The 20,438-nt window shown below is 71.7% G+C and carries 18 protein-coding genes and 1 tRNA gene; 5 read left to right on the top strand and 14 right to left on the bottom strand.

From position 1 onward, the window contains the following. Nucleotides 1–11 precede the first annotated feature (11 nt). Complete coding sequence (locus tag LH044_RS04155) at nt 12–416, bottom strand: pyridoxamine 5'-phosphate oxidase family protein (protein WP_227758541.1); 405 nt, start codon at nt 414–416, stop codon at nt 12–14. 98 nt (nt 417–514) lie between these two features. Further along, the gene (locus LH044_RS04160; protein ID WP_227758542.1) at nt 515–1,684 is read right to left on the bottom strand and encodes a hypothetical protein; all 1,170 of its coding nucleotides are present in this window, start codon (nt 1,682–1,684) and stop codon (nt 515–517) included. A gap of 175 nt (nt 1,685–1,859) precedes the next feature. On the opposite strand from LH044_RS04160, the gene LH044_RS04165 reads away from it, so the two are divergent. Beyond that, the gene (locus LH044_RS04165) at nt 1,860–3,389 is read left to right on the top strand and encodes a GTP pyrophosphokinase (protein WP_227758543.1); all 1,530 of its coding nucleotides are present in this window, start codon (nt 1,860–1,862) and stop codon (nt 3,387–3,389) included. Nucleotides 3,390–3,513: 124 nt separating this feature from the next. Further along, nucleotides 3,514–5,991: a lysylphosphatidylglycerol synthase transmembrane domain-containing protein gene (locus LH044_RS04170; protein ID WP_227758544.1), complete on the top strand. Its 2,478-nt coding sequence runs from the start codon at nt 3,514–3,516 to the stop codon at nt 5,989–5,991. Nucleotides 5,992–6,107: 116 nt separating this feature from the next. Here the strand turns inward: LH044_RS04170 and LH044_RS04175 are convergent. Further along, nucleotides 6,108–6,194: transfer RNA gene (locus LH044_RS04175), tRNA-Leu, on the bottom strand. Nucleotides 6,195–6,506: 312 nt separating this feature from the next. Then, complete coding sequence (locus LH044_RS04180; RefSeq protein ID WP_227758545.1) at nt 6,507–7,871, bottom strand: diacylglycerol/lipid kinase family protein; 1,365 nt, start codon at nt 7,869–7,871, stop codon at nt 6,507–6,509. Here LH044_RS04180 and LH044_RS04185 point away from each other — a divergent pair. Next, a complete protein-coding gene (locus LH044_RS04185) occupies nt 7,870–8,574 on the top strand; it encodes a phosphatase PAP2 family protein (protein ID WP_227758546.1) in 705 nt (234 codons plus the stop codon). The two genes, LH044_RS04180 and LH044_RS04185, sit on opposite strands and share 2 nt — an antisense overlap. 18 nt (nt 8,575–8,592) lie before the next feature. Here LH044_RS04185 and secG read toward each other — a convergent pair whose 3' ends face one another. The 7 genes from secG to rapZ all read right to left on the bottom strand — a co-directional run bounded on the left by secG (nt 8,593) and on the right by rapZ (nt 14,869). Continuing rightward, the gene (secG, locus tag LH044_RS04190; protein ID WP_227758547.1) at nt 8,593–8,835 is read right to left on the bottom strand and encodes a preprotein translocase subunit SecG; all 243 of its coding nucleotides are present in this window, start codon (nt 8,833–8,835) and stop codon (nt 8,593–8,595) included. Between the two features lie 78 nt (nt 8,836–8,913). Beyond that, nucleotides 8,914–9,675 (bottom strand): potassium channel family protein, encoded by a 762-nt coding sequence (locus LH044_RS04195; protein WP_227758548.1) that lies wholly within the window; start codon nt 9,673–9,675, stop codon nt 8,914–8,916. A 60-nt stretch (nt 9,676–9,735) separates the two neighbouring features. Further along, nucleotides 9,736–10,515, bottom strand: coding sequence for a triose-phosphate isomerase (gene tpiA, locus LH044_RS04200; RefSeq protein ID WP_227758549.1), 780 nt, complete (start codon nt 10,513–10,515; stop codon nt 9,736–9,738). A gap of 69 nt (nt 10,516–10,584) precedes the next feature. Next, the gene (locus LH044_RS04205) at nt 10,585–11,712 is read right to left on the bottom strand and encodes a phosphoglycerate kinase (RefSeq protein WP_374210591.1); all 1,128 of its coding nucleotides are present in this window, start codon (nt 11,710–11,712) and stop codon (nt 10,585–10,587) included. Nucleotides 11,713–11,818: 106 nt separating this feature from the next. Beyond that, on the bottom strand, nt 11,819–12,829 hold the full coding sequence (gene gap, locus LH044_RS04210; protein ID WP_227758551.1) for a type I glyceraldehyde-3-phosphate dehydrogenase: 1,011 nt from the start codon (nt 12,827–12,829) through the stop codon (nt 11,819–11,821). Nucleotides 12,830–13,109: 280 nt separating this feature from the next. Then, entirely contained in the window at nt 13,110–14,006 is an 897-nt protein-coding gene (locus LH044_RS04215) for a gluconeogenesis factor YvcK family protein (RefSeq protein WP_227758552.1), read from the bottom strand. Nucleotides 14,007–14,020: 14 nt separating this feature from the next. Beyond that, a complete protein-coding gene (gene rapZ / locus LH044_RS04220; RefSeq protein WP_227758553.1) occupies nt 14,021–14,869 on the bottom strand; it encodes an RNase adapter RapZ in 849 nt (282 codons plus the stop codon). Between the two features lie 128 nt (nt 14,870–14,997). Here rapZ and LH044_RS04225 point away from each other — a divergent pair, with 128 nt between their 5' ends. Both LH044_RS04225 and LH044_RS04230 read left to right on the top strand, forming a co-directional pair. Then, a complete protein-coding gene (locus LH044_RS04225) occupies nt 14,998–15,609 on the top strand; it encodes a fasciclin domain-containing protein (protein WP_227758554.1) in 612 nt (203 codons plus the stop codon). Nucleotides 15,610–15,743: 134 nt separating this feature from the next. Then, on the top strand, nt 15,744–16,319 hold the full coding sequence (locus LH044_RS04230) for a fasciclin domain-containing protein (RefSeq protein WP_227758555.1): 576 nt from the start codon (nt 15,744–15,746) through the stop codon (nt 16,317–16,319). 122 nt (nt 16,320–16,441) lie between these two features. On the opposite strand, the gene LH044_RS04235 is transcribed toward LH044_RS04230, so the two are convergent. From LH044_RS04235 to LH044_RS04245, 3 genes are all read right to left on the bottom strand, one after another. Continuing rightward, nucleotides 16,442–17,182 (bottom strand): class I SAM-dependent methyltransferase, encoded by a 741-nt coding sequence (locus LH044_RS04235; RefSeq protein ID WP_227758556.1) that lies wholly within the window; start codon nt 17,180–17,182, stop codon nt 16,442–16,444. 36 nt (nt 17,183–17,218) lie between these two features. Then, entirely contained in the window at nt 17,219–19,078 is a 1,860-nt protein-coding gene (uvrC, locus tag LH044_RS04240; protein ID WP_227758557.1) for an excinuclease ABC subunit UvrC, read from the bottom strand. 167 nt (nt 19,079–19,245) lie between these two features. Then, nucleotides 19,246–20,295, bottom strand: a complete 1,050-nt coding sequence (locus tag LH044_RS04245; protein WP_227758558.1) for an alpha/beta hydrolase family protein — start codon at nt 20,293–20,295, stop codon at nt 19,246–19,248. Nucleotides 20,296–20,438: the final 143 nt, after the last annotated feature.

Genomic DNA, 20,438 nt, shown 5'->3' on the forward strand with positions numbered 1-20,438 from the left:
CGCGACCGGGCTCAGACACCCCGGACCGAGCGCACCGAGACCCGGATCTCGGTGTCGTACTGGGCGTCGAGCGCCTCGACCGTCGTGCCCAGCGGTCCGACGATGTCGTCGTGGTACTTGTCGAGGAAGCCGGGGACCTTGCTCGGGTGGTGCTCGTGGCGGAGCGCTGCGGTGCCGTTCAGCACGTAGAAGTCGCCGCCGTCGCGGTCGCTGTTGATGTGGACCGACACCTCGGGCTGGCGCTCGATGTTGCCGATCCTGCGGCTCGAGGGATCGGAGTGGATCACGATGTCGTCGCCCTCCACGAGGAACCAGACCGGGTTCGGCACCGGCGCGCCGCCCTTCGTGGTCGTCGTCAGCCAGACGACCTTCTCCTGCTCGAGGCGCGTGCGGACGTCGTCGTCGATGGTGCTCATGGGTGACCTCCTACCCACGAGGCGAGGTGGGGATGGACCGGCCGGGCGCCGAGCGCCACGCCGGTCTGGTCACGGGACCGTGCCGCGGGGGCAGGCGATCAGGCGTCCTCGATCGAGACCACCATGCGCATCTCGATCGACATCCGCACCACGCCCGATCGAGCGACCTTCGACCGCTCGATCCACTCGTCCGATCGCTCGCCGCACGTTCCCGCCGGGTCGGCGGCGGCCTCGTCGAGCACTTCCAGCAGCTCGCCGATCGCCCCGCGCAACGCCGGCGTCGTGACCTCGGGCTCCCCGGGACGGTCGGGCCCGGACACGGCGGCGGCCACGCCGGCGGCGTCGCCCCGTGCCGCTGCCTCCTCCGCCGCCTCCAGCGCCTGGTAACACCACTCTGCGAGGTCTTCGCCGGGGAGGATGCCGGCTCCGTGCGCCGTGCTCAGCGTGTTGAACACGTAGGCGGAGCGATGGTCCATGTCGGAGCGGAAGTACCAGCGCTGGTCGTCGTGGTGGAGGAACGTCCAGATGTCGTTGATGACCTGCTCGTCGTCCCGCTCGAGGAACGAATCGGTCGCCAGGCCGTAGCGGAGCTGGTCCCGGCGACGGTCGATGCTGCGCCCGTCCGCCAGCACCAGCGGGCGCACCGCCTGCTGCAGCGGGATCCACAGGTTGGCCAGGAACAGCCGCCCGTCGTGGTGGTGCCCGTCGGGCGAGTCGTGGACGAACGTCGTCGGGGCCCGGCCGTCCAGCAGCTGGGCCATCGGCGTGCCGTACACGTCCTGGTCGGCGTGGACCGACGTCGCACCGCCGTGGTCGTTCATCCCCGTCGAGCGGGGCCCGACCACCGAGCGCCCGTTCGGGCCGGCGGTGCGCATGATGAGTCCTTCCTCCGCCAGGTACTGGACCCTCATCGGTCCTGCGCCATCGGCGTCGAGGACCGCGCCGTCGAGCGACGAGCGGATGGTCGCCGCCTGCTCCTCGCCGATGCGACCCGAACGGCGGATCTCGCCGAGCACCGCCTGCATCTGGTCCAGCGCCGAGAGGTCGACCACGTCGAAGCCGCACGTCGCGAGGTCGGGCCGGACCGACGTGTCGGCTGCACCGTCCGTGGCCGGACAGACGTGGGTCTCCACGCGCTCGAGCCCGTACGGCGCCGCGGCGCGCGGGCCGGCGCGGCGCAGGCCCGGATGGTCGGGATCGGCGACCGCGATCGTCGCGGGCGCGAAGCCCAGCCGCATCGGGTACTGCGACCTCGTGGCCGTCGTCATCGGGCCGTCGCCGCCGCGTCGTGAGCCGTCTCGTGCACCCGCTCGCCTCCCCCGTGACCGCTGGATCCACCATGGTCCCACGCCCGGCTGCGGCGATCGACCCGGGCTGCGTGGGTCCGGGCGCGTCGCGGGCACGGCATCCGGTCGGTCTCGCCGGCACGGATAGGGTCGGCCGGTGATCGAGCGACCCGACGACGCACCCGGGGCGGGGCTCTCCTTCGACTACGCGGGGTTCGGCCGTTGGTACGACTCGTACCGGGTCGAGGTGCTCGATCCGGCGCTGGTCGAGGTGGAGGCGGTCGTGGGCGGCCTGCTCCGTGATGCGCTCTCGGAGCGTGACCTGGCCCGCATCCGTGGCCCTGTCGGCCGGGTGAAGTCCAAGCCCAGGGCGTGGCGGAAGCTGAGCCATCGCCGCTACGTCGACCGCATCGACGTCGTCGACGACATCCCCGATGTGATCGACGACCTCGTGGGGATCCGGCTCACCTGCACGAACCGCCGCGACATCGACGTGGCTCGCGAGGTGCTCGACGCGCTGCCGGTGGCCGACGACGGCCGGGCGCGGCTCTGGCTCGCTCCCGACAGCGAACGGGACTACCTGGACCGGCCGCGGCCGTCGGGCTACCGGGGATGGCACGTGAACCTCGGTCTCGCCGTCGACGTGGGCGGGTCTCGTCAACCGGTGAGCTGCGAGCTGCAGGTCCGGACCCTCCTCCAGGACGGGTGGGGCGAGCTCACGCACGAGGACACGTACAAGAAGGACGGCGAGCTGCCACCACTCGTCGAGGTCCTCAGTCGGCGCATGGCCGACCTCCTCTCGACGCTCGACGACATCGCCGAGGACCTGCGCGACGAGCTCGACCGACTCGACGAAGCTGCGGTCACCAGTGCGCCGCTCCCGCTGACGACGGAGACCGAGGGGCCCGGCCGGCGGGCTGCGCAGGCGGCTGACGCCGCGGCCTACCTCGGCACGCGGTGGAGGGCGCTCGACCGACCGGTGGACCTCGCCGCGCTCGCCTGGGAGCTCCAGCGCGACCACGGGGCGGAGATCACCGACGACTGGTTCGGGTTCGGCACCTTCAAGCGCTTCCTGAGCTCGGCGGTCCCTGCGGCGGAGATCACGACCGGCCGGAACGCCTACATCCTCCCGGCGGACCCGGTTCCCGAGGACGACGCCGCCGACGACGCGGGCGCCGATGAGCACGACGGCGACGTTCCCGACGGCGACGTCGGCGGACACGCCGAGAGCGACCAGACGACCCGTCACGGGACGACCGGCCAGGGGACGGCCGGTCCGGGGACCGCGGACGAGGCGGAGGCAGCGGTCCCAGCGGCCGCGCGGGCGCTGCACCGGGTGGACCGCACCTTCCCGCTGCTCGGCCACGACGACTGGACCCGCCTGTTCGACCACCTCGCCGAGGCCTGGCGCCGGACCGGGGCGCAACCCCCGACCGACCGGCTGGCGCGCCGCCTGATCCAGTCCACGCGCGACCGATCGGCGGCGTCCGGCCCGCCACTCGCGGCGCGCCACGTCGAGGCCGTCGTCCGGGATCTCGTCGCCGAGGGCGACGGGGTCCCTCGACCGGCCGACGAGCTCGCCGGCACCTACGCCACCCTCGTCCAGCAGCGACTGGTCGAGCTGCGTCTCATCGGTGCTCGCAACCGCAACGCCCGCGCTGCCGTGCGGCGCTGGATCGCCTTCTGAGCATCGGCGCCGGTGCGGCCTGGAGCGTGGTCCTTCCGGCGCCGTGTGGGATGGTGATGGCACTGGAGCGGGACCTGCGGAGCCGATCGCTGCGGATCGGGCTCCGTCACGGAGTGGATCGCCGATGACCGACACGATCGAGGACGAGCCGGTCACGACAGGGGACGCTGCCGCTGCGCCATCGGTGTGGAGCCGTCTGAGGACGATGTCGTTCGGGCCGGCGGACGAGCACCCGTACCGTCGGCGCACCAGCGACTGGATCCGGGTCGTGGTGGCGATCGTCTTCCTGGCCGTCGCGATCCCCCGCCACGGCGACCTCTCGTCGTTCGAGAAGGACCTGTTCACGCTCCTCAACCACCTGCCCGACGGTCTGAAGTCGTTCTTCCGCGTCCTGTACGCCCTCGGCAGCCTGTGGGCGCTCCTGGTGGTGGTGTTCGCTGCGGTCGTGGCGAGGCGGTGGCGCCTCGCCAGGGACCTGACGATCGCCGGCGCGCTGGCGTGGATCATCGCCCGGGCCATCGGGGCGCTCGTGTCGGGTTCGTCGGTGAGCGACGCGCTGACGGTCACGGTTCGCATCGGCGACTCCTCGCCGTCGTTCCCGATGACGCGCCTCGCGGTGATCGTGGCGATCGTCGCCGCGGCGTCGCCGTACCTGGCCCGGCCGTCGAGACGGATCGGCTTCACGCTGGTCGTGACCACGGCGATCGGCGCGATGTACCTCGGGGTCGGCCTCCCCAACGCGGCGATCGCCGCCATCGTCTTGGGGTGGGGCATCGCCGCTGCGGTGCACCTCGCGTTCGGCTCGCCGGGGGGCCGGCCGTCGATCGCCCAGATGACACGGGGTCTGCACGACCTGGGCATCGACGCCCGAGACGTCGCGCTGGCGCCCACGCAACCGTCGGGGGCCACGCTGATGACGGCGACCGACGACCACGGGCCGCTGGCGGTGCGGGTGCTCGGTCGGGACGCAGCCGACGCGCAGGTGCTCGCCAAGATGTGGAACGGGTTCCTCTACAAGTCCGGCGGCCAGCGGCTGTACCGGACGCGGATCGAGGAGGTCGAGCACGAGGGCTACTGCGTCCTCGGCGCGGAGCGGGCCGGGGTGCGCGTCCCCGAGCTCGTGGTCACCGGGATCACGGGGCCGGGCGCAGCGGTGTACGTGGAGCGGCCCGTCACCGGTCAGACCTTGGACGAGGTCGGCGACGACCGGCTGACCGACGCACGCCTGACCGACCTGTGGAACCAGGTGGCGAAGCTCCACGGCGCACGAATCACCCACGGTTCGCTGTCGCCGACGAACGTCGTGTTCACCACCGACGGACCGGCGCTGCGAGGCTTCTCGCACGCCTACGGCGTCGACGTCCCCGTCCGAACGGCGACGGCGCCGGGCGCCCACGAGCCCACCGAGGCGTTCGGGGCGAGCGACACCGCCACCCTCCTCGTCGCCACCGCCGACCGGGTCGGTCCCGAGCGCGCCGTGAGGTGCGCGCTCGCCGGGCTCGGTCCCACCGGGCTCACCCCGGCGCTGCCGATGATCCAGACCGCGGTGCTGCCCGCCTCGATGAGGGCGCACGGCCGGGCGGCGAGGAAGGCGCAGACCGAGTCGCTCACCGCGCTGCGCACCGCGACCGCCGCCGCGCTGGGGATCGAGGAGCCGCAGCTCGAACAGGTCCACCGGCTCAGCTGGCAGACGATCGCCATGGTCGTCGGCACCTTCCTGGGCGTCGCCGCCCTCCTGTCCATGGTCGGCGACCCCGAGGAGATGGTCGAGACGCTCAAGGGTGCCGAGTGGTGGCTGCTCGCCGTCGCGCTCGCCGTCTCGTTCTCCACCAACTTCGCGTCCGGCCTCTCGCTCATCGGTTCGGTCCGTCAACGCGTCCCCTACCTGCGCACCGCCGAGCTCCAGCTGTCGCTGTCGTTCACCAACCTCGCCGTCCCCGCCATCGGCGGACTCGCCTCCGAGATCCGCTACCTGCAGAAGCAAGGCGTCGACCTCGCGTCGGCCGCGACCGCCGGCGGCGTCGTCCAAGGGGCCGCCGACGCGATCTCCACCGTGTCGGTGTTCCTCGTCGCGCTCTACCTGTCGCCGGTCAGCTTCAGCTTCGGCAACATCGACACCAGCAACGTCATCCAGATCGCGCTCCTCGCGCTGGTGGCGGTGCTGGTCGCCACCGCGGTCATCTTCGGCGTCCCGAAGATCCGCAAGAAGGTCATGGCCCCGGTCCGCAGCGCCTGGGCGACGCTCGCCGACGTGGTCCGATCACCCCGCCAGGTGGCGCAGCTCCTCATCGGGCAGACCGCCAACAACCTCCTCTACGGACTCGTCCTCTACTTCTGCGTCGCCGCGTTCGGGCCACCGGTGAACTTCTGGGCCGTGCTCGCGGCGAACATCGGCGTCTCGTCGATCGCCGACTCGGTGCCGGTCCCGGGCGGATCCACCGCCGTCGGCTCCGTCGGCGTCGCAGCAGCCATGACCGCAGCCGGAGCAACACAGGAAGCGGCCGTCGCCGCGTCGCTCGCCTACCAGCTCGCCTCCACCTTCATCCCCGCCATCGCCGGCTGGTTCTGCGTCCGCAACCTGCTCGAACACGACTACCTCTGAGGCGTCGCTCGTTCCTGCGCACATGACGAAGGCCCAGCTCTGGAGAGCTGGGCCTCGGGAGGAGATCCGGCGTGCTCGGACGGCCATCGGGCCTGCGGTCACCGCACACGATCTCGTGGTGTCGGAGGGGGGACTTGAACCCCCACGCCCCTAAGGGCACTAGCCCCTCAAGCTAGCGCGTCTGCCAATTCCGCCACTCCGACGTGGACCCCACCTGCGGGTGGGGCGACGAAGGACTCTAGCGCGGTCCGCGCAGGACCCGGAATCCGTTGTCAGGCGTCACGGACAGACCGATCGCCGGCGAACTTGTACGCCACGAGCCCGATGGACGACCGGGGCGTACAAGTTCGCTGGGAGCTGGCGAACGTGTACGTGAGCGACCGGTGGTGGGTCCGGTGCGTACAAGTTCGGCCGGCGGGGCCGGCGGAGCAGGCGGCCAGGAACACGAGCTCACGGGAGCACCGGGTGTCCACACTCGCAGGCGCACGAAGTGCGCTGCGCCGCCGGCGAATGCGTCAGACCGGCGGCGGCTTGCCCGCCGCCAGCGCCACCATGCGATCGAACGTCTTGCGCGTCAGGCGGGGCCGCAGCGCTGCCGGTGAGACGCCGACGGCGTCGAGCGGGATCCGCACCGTCAGCACCGACGGCTTGATGCGGAACTCGACCGGCGCCGGGAAGGAGCGAGCCTCGCCGTCGAGTCCGCCGAGCACCTCGTCACCCGACTCGATCGTGAACGTCGGCGCCTCCCAGCGCAGCACCTTCAGCGGCCCGGTCAGGCCGCTCGAATGCACGACGGCGACGATGCCGAGCTTGCCGTCGCTCAAGGTCGGGCGGCTGCCGAAGCCCGGACGGGGGGTCAGCTCGTAGCTGTTGTTCGACACGTGCAGCACGAGCGCCGAGTCGTGGTGCTGGCCGTCGCCGTCGGTGAAGCGCAGGTCGAGCGGCTCCGACTCGGGCCCGATCAGCGACGGCAGCTTGGCGAGGGCCGTGCCGATCTTGTTCTCCCGGTACTGCTCCTCGGCCACCACCTCGCCGTAGGCGCCGATGGACACGTTGTTGAGGAACATGTCGCCGTTGACGTCGCCGACGTCGATCCGCTTGGTGTAGGCGTCGCGGAACGCGCTCAGACCGCCGAGCGGGTCGTCCCGGTCGAGCCCCAGGTCGAGGGCGAAGTGGTTGCGAGTGCCGGCCGGGATGCACACGAACGGCAGCTGCCGGTCGATGCAGACCAGCGCCACCTGCGCCTGGGTCCCGTCGCCGCCCGCCGCGCCCAGGCAGTCGGCACCCTCCTCGGCGGCCTTCCGGGCCATGCCGGTGAGGTCGTCGCCCTTCTGCAGCTCGTGCACCTCGAGCCCGGCGGCCCGAGCGGCCGCCACGAGCCCGACCCGCTCCGCGGTCCCGTCACCCGAGTGCGGGTTGACGAACAGGACCGGCTTCCGCGGGCGCGTCCGGGGCCGATGCAGGTGGTGGCGGGCCGGGCGGGGCGACGAGAGCAGGGCCGACCGACCCGCCGTCCCTCCGGCCAGCAGGACGACCATCCCGAGGATCATCCAGAACACCTGCCGGCCCGTGTCGTACACCGACCAGATCGAGGCGCCGAGCAGCACGAGGGCCAGCACCAGGAACAGGACGCGGCCGGCGCGACGGCGGCCCAGCGCCAGCCAGACGCATCCTGCGGCCAGGGCGAGCACGATGAGCCCGACCAGCAGGTCGGGCATCCCGCTCACGAACCCGTAGACGATCGCTGCGATGCCGAGCGGCACGAGGACGAGGCACCCGATGGCGAGCAGCCGTGCGTGCCACGGCACGGGGCCGACGCCGACCTTGAGGTCGGCGGGGTCAGGTGTGTCGAGCGGTTGTGCGTGGGACACTCTCGCCATGACCTCCTCGCCGACCGGGCCGCCGGTGGACGGCCCTTCCTTCCCTGATCCCCAAGTCCTCGACGTCGACAGTACCGGGCTGATCGGCCGGCTCCAGGCTTTCGTCGACGAGCACGACGTCGAATGGGCGAGGGCGGTCGTCGAGGACCTCGAGGCCATGGACCTGGCGGTCTACGGCGCCGTGGCCGGCGTCTCGACCCCGACGCTCGACAACGCGCTCCGGAAGCTCACGATCGCCGCCGACAACTCGAAGTTGTGGTTCGGCATCGCCGGTGCCACGGCGCTCCTCGGCGGTCGGCGGGGCCGGCAGGCGGCCATCGACGGCGTCATCGCCATCGGGCTCACCAGCCTTCTCGTCAACCAGCCGCTCAAGCGGCTCCTCCCCCGTCGCCGACCCGACCGCGAGCACTTCGAGGTCATTGCGGGCCGCCAGGTGCCGCTGCCCACGTCCCCGTCGTTCCCGTCCGGGCACTCGGCCTCCGCGTTCGCGTTCGCGAACGCGATGAGCGGCGAGCTGACCTGGGTCGCCTTCCCGGTGCACTTCCTGGCCGGCGCGGTGGCGTGGTCGCGCATCCACACGGGCGTGCACTTCCCGGGCGACGTGGTCGTCGGCGCGCTGATCGGCGCCGGGGTGGGCGACGTGGTCGGCACCGTGCGGCGGCACCGGCGGGAACGCCAGCTCAGGACCGGTGCGCAGGGGTGATCCCCCGGCGCGACGACCTCACTTGGGGTCGATCACCAGCGCCATGAGGAGGGTGTTGAACCCGAACAGGAGCCCGATCACCACGGTGATGCGGTCCAGGTTCTTCTCCATCACGGTCGAACCCGCGGCCGAGGCGCCGAGGCCGCCACCGAACATGTCGGAGAGGCCGCCGCCCTTCCCGGAGTGGATGAGCACCAGGAAGATCAGCCCGACGCCGAGCGCGGCCTGCAGGACCCAGAGGATGATCTCGACGATGTCCACGGCGGTCGAGGATACCCGTTCAGTGGATCGACCTGCGAGCACGCCCCGAGCCCGACGCGCCCCGCAACCGATCGACCCTCACTCGTCCGCAGCGTCTGTCTCCCTCGCCAGATCGACCGGTCTGCGGACGAGGTCGGCGCGCATCAGGAACTCGGCGACCTTCGCGGTGATGATCGCGAACGTCGAGACCCCGACGACCATCGTGAACCCGCCGACGATCCGTCCCATCGTGGTCACGGGCGCCACGTCGCCGTAGCCCACCGTCGTCACCGTGGCGAGCGACCACCAGAGCCCGTCGAAGAACGAGCCCACGCGGTGGCCGGGCCCGACATCCTCGAACATCGTGAACAGGGCGGCGGACATGATCCACGTGAACCCCGCGAGGCCGAGGGCGAATGCCGCCGCATGCTGCCGGAGGACGGACCGGCCCTCCCTGGCGGCGACCCCACCTACCGCGATCACACGAGCGATCATCGTCACGGCCCGGATGACCGGCGCCGCCCGAGCTGCTCGCGTCACGCCGAGGAACGACATCGCTGGTACGACTGCGAGCGCCTGCGTCAGGACGATCAGACCTCCGGCCCACTCCCCTCGCACGTAGGCGCGCCGGTCGGATGAGACGAAGAGCTCGACGCCGTAGTCGGCTGCGAAGGCGACCAGGACCGCGACGTTCACCACATCGAGGAACAGCCGATCGTGGTACGCGAGATCCGCCCGCTTGAGCTCCAAGAAGAGGAGCGGAAGGGAGCCGATCGCAAGGATCGTCAGCGGCAGGTCCGTGACCCGTCGCCATGCGACGAGCTGCGGCGACAGGTAGCTAGCTGTCGTCTCCTCCTCCACCGGCGACAGAATTGTCGACCTGGTGGATGACGGCGTGGATGCTGGACCCGTTCAAAGCGTTCAGTGGTTCCGGTACTGAACGATGGCGGCGAACCCGTCGGGGTCGAGGCTGGCGCCGCCCACCAGGGCGCCGTCGATGTCGGCCTGTGACATGAGCTCGGCGATGTTGCCCGGCTTCACCGAGCCGCCGTACTGGATGCGCACCTTGGCCGCGGCGTCGTCGCCGAAGTTCGACCTCACGACCGAGCGGATGTGGGCGCACATGGCCTGGGCGTCCTCGGACGTGGCGGTCCTGCCGGTGCCGATCGCCCAGATGGGCTCGTAGGCGATGACGAGGGTCCCGACCGCATCACCGCCGAGACCGGCGAGGCCGGCCACGATCTGACCCTCGACCCACGACTCGGCGTCGCCGGCCTCGCGCTGCTCGAGCGACTCACCGCAGCACATGATCGGCGTCATCCCGGCTCGGCCGACCGCCTTGACCTTGAGGTTCACGGTCTCGTCGGTCTCGCCGAAGAACTGGCGCCGCTCGGAGTGCCCGACGATCACGTACGCGACGTCGAGCTTGGCGAGCATGGGCGGGGCGACCTCACCGGTGAACGCGCCTTGGTCCTCCCAGTGGCAGTTCTGGGCGCCGAGCTCGATCTTCATCCGGTCGGCCTCGATGAGCGTCTGGATGGAGCGCAGGTCCGTGAACGGCGGGTGCACCGTGACGATCACGCTGTCGTGGTCGTCGCCGTCGAGGCGGTAGTGCAGCTTCTGCACGGCCTGGATCGCCTCGAAGTGGTTCTTGTGCATCTTCCAGTTGCCGCTGATGATCGGCTTCCGGCTGGCGGCCATGGGATCCCCCGGGTTCTTCGAGTGGTGCGTGCGGTTGCGGTCTGCGATGACGACTGCTGCGGCGCGGCGTCAGCCGGCGACGTTCGGTGCGTGGCGGAGCGCCTCGAGGCCGGGCAGGTCGCCCTGCTCGATCAGCTCGAGCGAGGCGCCGCCGCCGGTCGAGATGTGGTCGACCTCGTCGGCGAGGCCGAACTGGGCCACCGCAGCGGCGGAGTCGCCGCCGCCGATGACGGTGAAGCCGCGGCACTCGGCCACGGCCTGGGCGACGGCTCGGGTGCCGGCCTCGAACCGCCGGTCCTCGAACACGCCCATCGGCCCGTTCCAGAGCACGGTGCGGGACTCGAGGATCACGTCGCCGAACGCAGCGGCGGCACCGGGCCCGATGTCGAGGCCCATCCAGCCGTCGGGCAGCGAGCGGCCGAAGTTGCGGACCTCGCCGCCGGCCGACGGGTCGCCGATCTTGCCGCCGGGCCCGAGGCCCACGACGTCCTCCGGCAGGTGCAGCCGGTCACCGTGCTCGTCGAGCAGCTTGGCGCAGCTCTCGACCTGGTCCTCCTCGAACAGCGAGCTGCCGATCGAGTGGCCCATCGCGCCGAAGAAGGTGAAGCACATGCCGCCGCCGATGATGATGTCGTCGGCGATGTCGAGCAGCGCGGTGAGCACGCCGAGCTTGTCGCTGACCTTCGAGCCGCCGGTGATGGCGGTGAAGGGGCGACCCGGGTGCTCGCGGACGCCGAGCAGGACCTCGACCTCCTTGGCCAGCAGCCGGCCGGCCGCCGAGGGCAGCAGCGTCGGCGGGCCGACGATCGAGGCGTGGGCCCGGTGCGAGGCGCCGAAGGCGTCGTTCACGTAGAGGTCGTGGCCCTCGCACAGCTCGGCCACGAACGCCGGGTCGTTGCCGGTCTCCCCCGGGTCGAACCGCAGGTTCTCCAGCAGCTCGACGCCCGGTGCGAGCTCGGCCAGCCGACGGCGCACCGGCTCGACCGAGTACTTCGGGTCGGGCTCGCCCTTCGGCCGACCCAGGTGCGTGCAGGCCGTGACCGAGGCGCCCCGGTCGAGCAGCCACTGCAGCGTCGGCAGGGCGGCGCGGATGCGCAGGTCGTCGGTGATCTCGCCGTCCTTCAGCGGGACGTTGAAGTCCGCCCGGACCAGGACCGACTTGCCCTCGACGTCGCCGAGGTCCTCCAGCTCGGGCACTCCGAACTTCATCGTTCTCCCCTCACAGATCCCATCCGGATCCTGATCGCCGAGAACGTCGCTGGACGTCGCTCCCGGTGATCAGGATCGCGGCAGGCCTGTGCGATCAGTGGTTGGCGGCGCCGACGATCTGGGCCAGGTCGACCAGGCGGTTCGAGTAGCCCGCCTCGTTGTCGTACCAGGACAGGACCTTGACCATGTTGCCCATGGCCATCGTGAGGCCCGAGTCGAAGATCGAGCTGTAGGGCGAGCCCACGATGTCGGAGCTGACGATCGGCTCGTCGGTGTACTGCAGGATGCCCTTGAGGCGACCCTCGGACGCAGCGGCCTGGAACGCCTCGTTCACCTGCTCGACCGTGACCTCCTGGTTGAGGACGCCGGTGAAGTCGGTGATCGAACCGGTCGGGACCGGGACGCGCAGCGAGGTGCCGTCGAGGCGGCCCTTCATCGACTCGAGCACGAGCGACGTCGCACGGGCGGCGCCGGTCGAGGTCGGCACGATGTTGATCGCCGCCGCACGGGCCCGACGCAGGTCCTTGTGCGGGCCGTCCACCAGCATCTGGTCGCCCGTGTAGGCGTGGATCGTGTTCATGAGGCCCTTCTCGACGCCGAACGCGTCGTCGAGGACCTTGATCAGCGGCACGAAGCAGTTGGTCGTGCACGAGGCGTTCGACACCACGATGTGCTTCTCGGGGTCGAAGGTGTCGTCGTTGACGCCCATCACGAACGTGGCATCGGCGCCGCCGGACGGGGCCGAGACGATGACGCGGGGAGCGCCGCCCTCGAGGTGGGCCGCCGCCTTGTCCCGGTCGGTGAAGATGCCGGTCGACTCGATGACGACGTCGACGCCCAGCTCGCCCCAGGGGATCTCGGCCGGGTTGCGGTGCTGGACGACCTTGAGGACGTCACCGTCGACGTCGATGCCGCCCTCGACCTCCTTGACCTCACCGGGGAAGGTGCCGGCGACCGAGTCGCGCTTGAGCAGGTGCGCCATCTGGTCGAGCGAACCCAGGTCGTTCACGGCCACGAAGTCGATGTCGGCGCCACGGGCCTTGGCGGCCCGGAAGAAGTTGCGGCCGATGCGGCCGAAGCCGTTGATCCCCACGCGCACGGTCATGTCATTCCCTCGTCTCAGGTGTGGCTGGCGGTCTGCTTGGAGTCAGATCCGGGTCCCCGCCCCGTTGCGGCGACGCGCCCCCTATGCGAGCACGGCACGCCGGAACGTGCCAATCGCCACCACCCGGGTGGTGGCCCGGGCCTCCGCCGTCGGTCCGCCCGGCCGATCGCCCACCCCCCTGCCCGCTTCGTTCCACCTTTTCGACGCTGCAACGTCGAAAAGGTGGAACAGAGCGGGCCGGGCGGGCGAGCGGGGCGGCGGGCGGGCCGGGCGGCGGGCGTCAGGCCGACGCGGCGAGCACGTCCGCCAGCGCCATGCCCAGCAGCGCCGGGTCGTGGGCCAGGCCCGACGTCCGGGCGATCGTCACCGGGCGGGCGCCGGCCACGTCGTCGGCACCGTCGATCGTCGACGGGTCGTACAGCACGACGTCGGGCACCAGTCCGTGGCGGGCGAGGGCGGCCACGTGGTCGTCGACCCGGTACCCGGCGGTCTCGGACACCTGCGGGTGGAGGTTGCAGACGTAGACGACCTGGGCCGAGGTGCGCCGGATCGACTCGGCGATCCCCCGCACGGCGGTGGCGGCCAGCACGCTCGTGTAGAGCGATCCCGGTCCCAGCACGACCTGGTCGGCCTCGAGCACCGCCTGGACGGCCAGCTCGCACGCCGGGGCGTCGGCGGGCTCGACGGTCACGGTGCGCAGGTCGGCCCGCTCCCCCACGGCCACCTGCCCCCGGACGACGCCGCCGGAGTCGACCCGGGCCCGCAGCTCGATCGGCACGGTGGTCGTCGGCAGCACGCGGCCGACGCAGTCGAGCAGCCGACCGGCCTCGTCGAGCGCGGCGACGAGGCTGCCCTCCGACTCCTCGAGCGCGGCGATCAGCAGGTTCCCGAAGGCGTGGCCATCGAGCTCCCCCGACCCGAAGCGGTGCTCCATGGCGGCCACGATCGGCTGGTCCGACCCGGCGAGCGCGACCAGGCACTTGCGCAGGTCGCCCGGTGCCGGGCGGGGCGAGGCGGCGCGGAGCCGACCGGTCGAGCCGCCGTCGTCGGCCACCGACACGACGGCGCTCAGCCTCCCGGCGTAACAGCGGGCGGCCCGGAGCGTCGTGGCCAGCCCGTGCCCGCCCCCGACGGCGACGACGGCCGGACCGTCGGGGTCGAGGCCGGTCCTCGGCACGTCGGGATCCGCGTTCACTTGGCCACGTCCCGGTGTCGGATGCGCGGCTCGATGCCCTGGGCCCGCAGCCAGTCGGCCACCGTCTCGACGATCGTCACCGACCGGTGCCGACCCCCTGTGCAGCCGAACGCGACCGTCAGCAGGGCCTTGCCCTCGGCGACGTAGGCCGGCAGCAGCAGCTCGAGCAGGTCCTCGACCCTGTGCAGGAACTCGCCCGTGAGCTCGAAGGACCGGACGTAGTCCTGCACCTCGGGATCGAGCCCGGTGAGCGGGCGCAGCTCGTCGACCCAGTACGGGTTGGGAAGGAACCGGCAGTCGAACACCGTGTCGACATCGGCGGGGACGCCGTGCTTGTAGCCGAACGACTGCAGCGTCACCTGCATGCGGGAGCCGCCGTCGTCGGCGAACAGCTCGTTCACCCGGGCGCGCAGGTCGTGGACGTTGAGATCCGAGGTGTCGAGGACGATGTCGGCCGCTTCGCGCACCTCGGCGAGCACGTCGCGCTCGAGGTCGATGGCGCCGGCGACCGTCCCGGCCTGCGCGGCGAGCGGGTGCCGGCGCTTCGACTCGCCGTAGCGGCGCACCAGCGTCGGCGTCGACGCGTCGAGGAACACGATCCGAACGCCGGCGCCTGATCGACGCAGCTCGTCGAGCGCCGGACCGATGCCCTCGATGTCGCTCCCCGTGCCGACGACGAGGGCCACGGGCGTGCCCGGGTCCTGGAAGCGCGCCAGCTCCGCGACCTTCGGGATCAGCTCGACCGGGATGTTGTCGATGACGAACCAGCCCAGGTCCTCGAGCGAGTCCCCGAACTGGGTCCGCCCGGCGCCCGAGACGCCGGTGATCACCAGGAACTCGCTCACGGGACGAACGCTATCGCCCCCTCGCAGCGAGCCGACCATCTTCGCCCTCCGCCGCCACCCTGGCTAGGTTCAACAGCCGTCAGCCGGCTGCCCGGGCCACCCGCCCCGGGCACTCAAGGAGATCGTCCATGCGCAACAAGCCCTTCCTCACCGTCGCCGCACTCTGCTGCGCCCTGGCCCTGTTCGCCGGTGCCTGCAGCAAGTCCGACGAGGCCGCGGAGGACAAGCGGGCCGAGGGCACGACGACGACCGCCAAGGAGCAGTCGTCGACCACGACGACCTCGGCCCCGGCGGACGCCGAGGACAACACCGTGGTCGACGTGATCGTCGCCGACGACGACCTGTCGCAGGTGGCCGGGCTGATCACCGAGGCCGGGCTGGAGGAGGCCCTGTCGGGCGGCGGGCCGTTCACGATCCTCGCCCCGACCAACCAGGCCATGAGCGCCGTGCCGGCCGCGACCCTGGCGAACCTCGAGCAGGACCCGCAGGGCGCCCTCGCCAACGTGCTCAAGCTGCACGTCATCAGCGGCAACGTGACCGTCGACGACCTGGCGGACGAAGGCGGCCAGTGCGTCGACACGCTCGGCGGCAAGGTCAAGATCACCGTCGAGGGCGAGGGCGACGACGCCACCGTCAGCTTCGGCGGCGCCACCATCGAGGACGGCGACCCGCAGACCGCGTCCAACGGCACGATCCTCAAGCTCGACAGCGTCGTCACCGCCCCGGCGACCGACTGCTGATCCCGGGCGGGGCCTGACCGGCCTTCGGGCGCGCCGACTCTGGCGCTCGGCTGCCGAGAAGAATCTGCGACGACCGCATCCGGTCGGACCAGACGGACGAAGTACCGCACAGACCACCTCAAGGAGGCCATCTGATGCGGTACAAGTTCCTCGCTCCCCTCGTCGCCCTGCTCCTCGGCGTCTCGCTCGTCGCGGCGGCGTGCAGCGACGACTCGGACAGCGACGCCAGCAGCGACACGACCACCACGACCGAGGCGACCACCACCACGGCCGGCGGCGACATGGCCGACGAGACCATCGTCGACATCGCGGCGGGCAACCCCGACTTCTCGACGCTGGTCGAGCTCGTCACGAGCGCCGGCCTGGCCGAGACGCTGTCCGGCGCGGGCCCCTTCACCGTGTTCGCGCCGACCAACGAGGCATTCAGCAAGGTGCCGGCGGCCACGCTGCAGCAGCTGCAGGCCGATCCGACCGGTGCGCTCGCCGACGTGCTGAAGCTGCACGTCGTGAGCGGCAAGGTGCTCGCCGCGGACGCGATGGAGCTCGACGGCCAGTGCGTCGACACGCTCGGCGGCAAGGTCAAGATCGCCAAGAGCGGTGACGACCTGACGATCGGCGGCGCCACGATCACGCAGACCGACCTCGAGGGGTCGAACGGCGTCGTCCACGTGATCGACTCCGTGATCACCGCCCCGTCGACCGACTGCTGATCCGGCCGACCGGCCGATCCCGACCCGGTGGTGCCGGGCGTCCGACGGGCGCCCGGCACCGCTCGCGTCCGGGCGTCGTCGCTCCGCACCCCGGGCTCGGACCGGTCGGCCCGAGCGACCCGTCAGGTGCGCTCGAACAGGAGGAACGCCAGGCGGGGGATCGTCGCCGCGTCGGCGTACTCCTCGGCCCGGGCGAGGAAGCCCGGCGGCGGGGCCGGCTCCTCCATCCGCTGGAGGACGAGGCCGGCGTCCCGGGCTGCGTTGAGGTAGCGCGACAGCGGGCGGTGGAAGAAGCGGATGAACACGTCCTTCTCGACCTCCTCCACCGTGTCGGCCTCGGTGAGGTAGGGGCCGACACGCCAGTACTGCTCGGGCGGGTCGAGCACCTGGTCGTCGATCCAGCCGCTCCCGGGCGTCTGCAGGAGCGGGTGGTTGAGCAGGAACAGGAACCGCCCGCCCGGCCGCAGCACCCTGGCCACCTCGGCGAGCGCGGCGTCGACGTCGACGATGTGCTCGAAGACCAGGCACGCGACGGCGGCATCGGCGACGCCGTCGGCCACGGACAGCGCGGTCGCCGAGCCCTGCACGTAGACCGGCCCACCGGCGCGATCGCGGGCGACGTCGACCTGCGAGGCCGCCGGGTCGATCCCGACGACGGTCAGTCCCGCGTCGGCGGCGACCCGGGCGACCTGGCCCTCGCCGCAGCCGACGTCGACGAGCAGGCCCGACGTCCGCTCGTCGGGGCCGGGGAGGTGCTGGGCGACAAGCGGCAGGATCTGCTCGGTGTACTCGGGATCGACGCCGTCGGTGAACTGGTCCTGCCACCAGGCGGCGTGCGACTCCCACGGGTCAGGGTTCGGCACGGCGGGCGACGCTAGCGAACGGCGTTGGCCCGGGCGTCAGGCCGGCGAGTGGAGGGCGTCGTAGACGGCGCCGGCGACCGAGTCGGGCAGCCACGGCAGCGCCTGCAGCGTGGCGAGGTCGGCGGCCTGCACCGCCCGCACCCCGCCGAGCTCCTTGACCAACCGCTGCTTGCGCTTGTCGCCCAGGCCGGGGATGCCGTCGAGCACAGAGCGGGTCATGCGCTTGCCGCGCAGCTCCCGGTGGTAGGTGATGGCGAACCGGTGCGACTCGTCGCGGATGCGCTGCAACAGGAACAGCGCCTCTGACCCGCGGCGCACCTCGACCGGCTCGGACCGGCCGGGGAGGTAGACCTCCTCGAAGCGCTTGGCCAGCGACGCGACCGGGATCTCGTCGGCCAGCCCGAGCTCCTCGAGCACCTTCACGGCCACGCCGAGCTGGCCCTTGCCGCCGTCGACCAGGAGCAGCTGCGGCGGGTACGCGAACCGGCCCCGCTCCGCCGGCGGCTTGTCCCGGTCGGCCAGGTAGTTCGTGAGGCGACGGGTGAGCACCTCCTCCATGGCGGCGAAGTCGTCGTTGCCGGCCACGGTGCGGATCTTGAACCGCCGGTACTCCTGCTTGCGGGGCAGGCCGTCCTCGAGCACGACCATCGAGCCGACGTAGTCGGTGCCCTGCAGGTGGCTCATGTCGTAGCACTCGATGCGCAGCGGGGCGGCCGGGAGGTGCAGCGCGTCCTGCAGCTCGTTGAGGGCCTTGGCCCGGCTGTTGTGGTCCGACGCCCGCTTGAGCCGGTGGCGGTTGAACGCCTCCTGTGCGTTCTGCGTGACGGTCTCGGCGAGCTGGCGCTTGGGACCCCGCTGGGGGATGCGGATGTCGACCCGGCTCCCCCGCTGCATGGTCAGCCACTCCTGGTACACGTCGATGTCCTCGGGCAGCGTGGGCACCAGCACGGCCTTGGGGTAGCCGACCGCCGGCTCGTCGCCGTAGAGCTGCTCGAGCACGGCGGCGATCGTCTGGTCGGGCGTGAGGTCCATGACCTTGTCGAGCAGGAAGCCGAAGCGGCCGACCACTCGGCCCTTGCGGACGAAGAACACCTGGGCCGACGCCTCGAGCTCGTCCTCGGCGATCCCCACCACGTCGACGTCCTCGCTGCGGTCGCCCACCATCTGCTGGCGCTCGATCGCCCGCCGCACCGTGGCGAGCCGGTCGCGCAGGCGGGCGGCCTGCTCGAACTCCAGCGAGTCGGCGGCGGCGGTCATCTGGGCGGCGAGCCGGTCGAGCACCGGCTGGGTGTCGCCGTCGAGGAACTCGAGCAGCTCGTCGACGAGGCGGCGGTACGAGTCGTGGTCGATCTCGCCGACGCACGGGCCGGAGCACTTCTCGATGTGGAACAGCAGGCACGGCTTGCCGAGGCGCTCGTGGCGCCCGAACTTGGCGTCGGAGCACGTCCGGAGCGGGAAGGTGCGCAGCAGCTCGTCGAGCGTGTCCCGGATGGCGTAGGCGTGGGCGTAGGGGCCGAAGTACCGGACGCCCTTGCGTCGCCGGCCCCGCATGACCATCGGCCGGGGCCACTCGTCGGACACCGTCACGGCCAGGAACGGATAGCTCTTGTCGTCGACCAGGCGGACGTTGAACCGGGGCCGGTGCTGCTTGATGAGCGAGTACTCGAGCATCAGCGCCTCGACCTCGTTGCGCACCTGGATCCACTCGACCGAGGCGGCCGTGGACACCATCTGGAAGGTGCGCGGCGGGAGGTTGGCCGGGTTCTGGAAGTAGTTCGAGAGCCGCTGGCGCAGGGACTTGGCCTTGCCCACGTAGATGACGCGACCGTCGGCGTCCTTGAACTGGTAGCTGCCGGGCGTGTCGGGGATGGTGCCGGCCGGAGGTCGCTCGAGCATCAGGGCTGAACCTACCGTCCGGCCCCGACACGCCCCATGGCGCGTTCCCGGTGGCGCGTCCGGGGCGTCGATCACCCCACGGCGCGTTTCTCGTGACGATCGTGCGTCACACGCCCCACCTCGTGGCGTCAGAAACCGGATCGGGGTCCGGGAGGGGCGGCGGGTTCTCAGGGGCAGGGGCGGGGGTTCAGGAAGAACTCGCACTCCTGGATCGCCGGCGGGCCCACGTCGACCGGGTCGGCCGACACCTCCGCCCGCACCACCGGCCGGCCGTCGGGCCAGGTGCCCATGTCCTCGAGGTCCGTGTCGCACCAGCGGCCGTCCATGGCGCACCCCGCGGTGGCGTCGACGGTGCGCCAGGCGGACCAGCGATCGCCCCGGTCGGTCGACAGGTTCGACAGGAACGAGGCGAACTCGAACGAGATCGGCCCGAAGTGGTCGGCGAACAGCGGCGGGTCGACCGTGCGGTCGGTGTGGACCATCACGTGCACCTTCTGCGACGGGTCCAGCGTGGCGGACCGGTAGAGATCGATGCCGATGCGGGCGTCGACGACGACGTCCTCGTCGTAGTTCACGACCGCCAGGTGCGTGCGGGCCGGCAGCTCGATCGGGCCGGTGCCGACCTCGAGCACGTAGTGCGGCGCCATCGTCACCGCCCACAGCGCCTCGCTGCCCCAGCCACGGGCGTCGATCTGCTGCACCAGCCACGGCGTCATGCCGCCGCCGAACGAGTGGCCGACGACGCCGACCCTGGACGTGTCGACGCGGCCGCTGGCCTCGACGCCGAGGTCGAAGCCCGAGTCGACCACCTCGTACTGGTGCGACGGCCCGTACTCGACCGTGTAACCGGGGAACACCACGACGAACCCGGCGCCGACGAGGTGGTCGATCAGCCCCTGGTAGACCTCGGGCGCCGTGCCGAGGTAGCCGTGGGCGACGAGCACCACGGGCCGGGCGTCGTCGGAGCACGAGCCGCCCGTCCACGGACGGCCGTCGCCGGTGGGCTCGAAGAGCACGTCGGCGTGGCGCAGGTCGAGGGGGTTCCACAGGTCGGTGCGCGCCACCCCGCAGGGCCCGTCCGCGCCCGGCGTGCCGGCCGGGAGCGATCCCCGGGGCGGCGGCACCGAGCACCCCGCCGCCACGATCGCCAGGCACACCAGTGCCGTCGCGCCGATCCGACGCCACCGCCGGGCACGCTGATCCGCCCTCGCCGCCATCGCCACGTCCCTCCCCCGGCCCGACCCCCCCGGACCGCCCGCATCATCGCACGGACCGCCGGAAGGAACACCTCCGCGCAAGATGGTGTTCACCTGAGGTGGATGGGCGGTACGCTCGTCGAGCCGGCCTGGCCTCCGGCGAC

It is taken from the genome of Dermatobacter hominis (assembly GCF_020715685.1).
Taxonomy (GTDB): domain Bacteria; phylum Actinomycetota; class Acidimicrobiia; order Acidimicrobiales; family Microtrichaceae; genus Dermatobacter; species Dermatobacter hominis.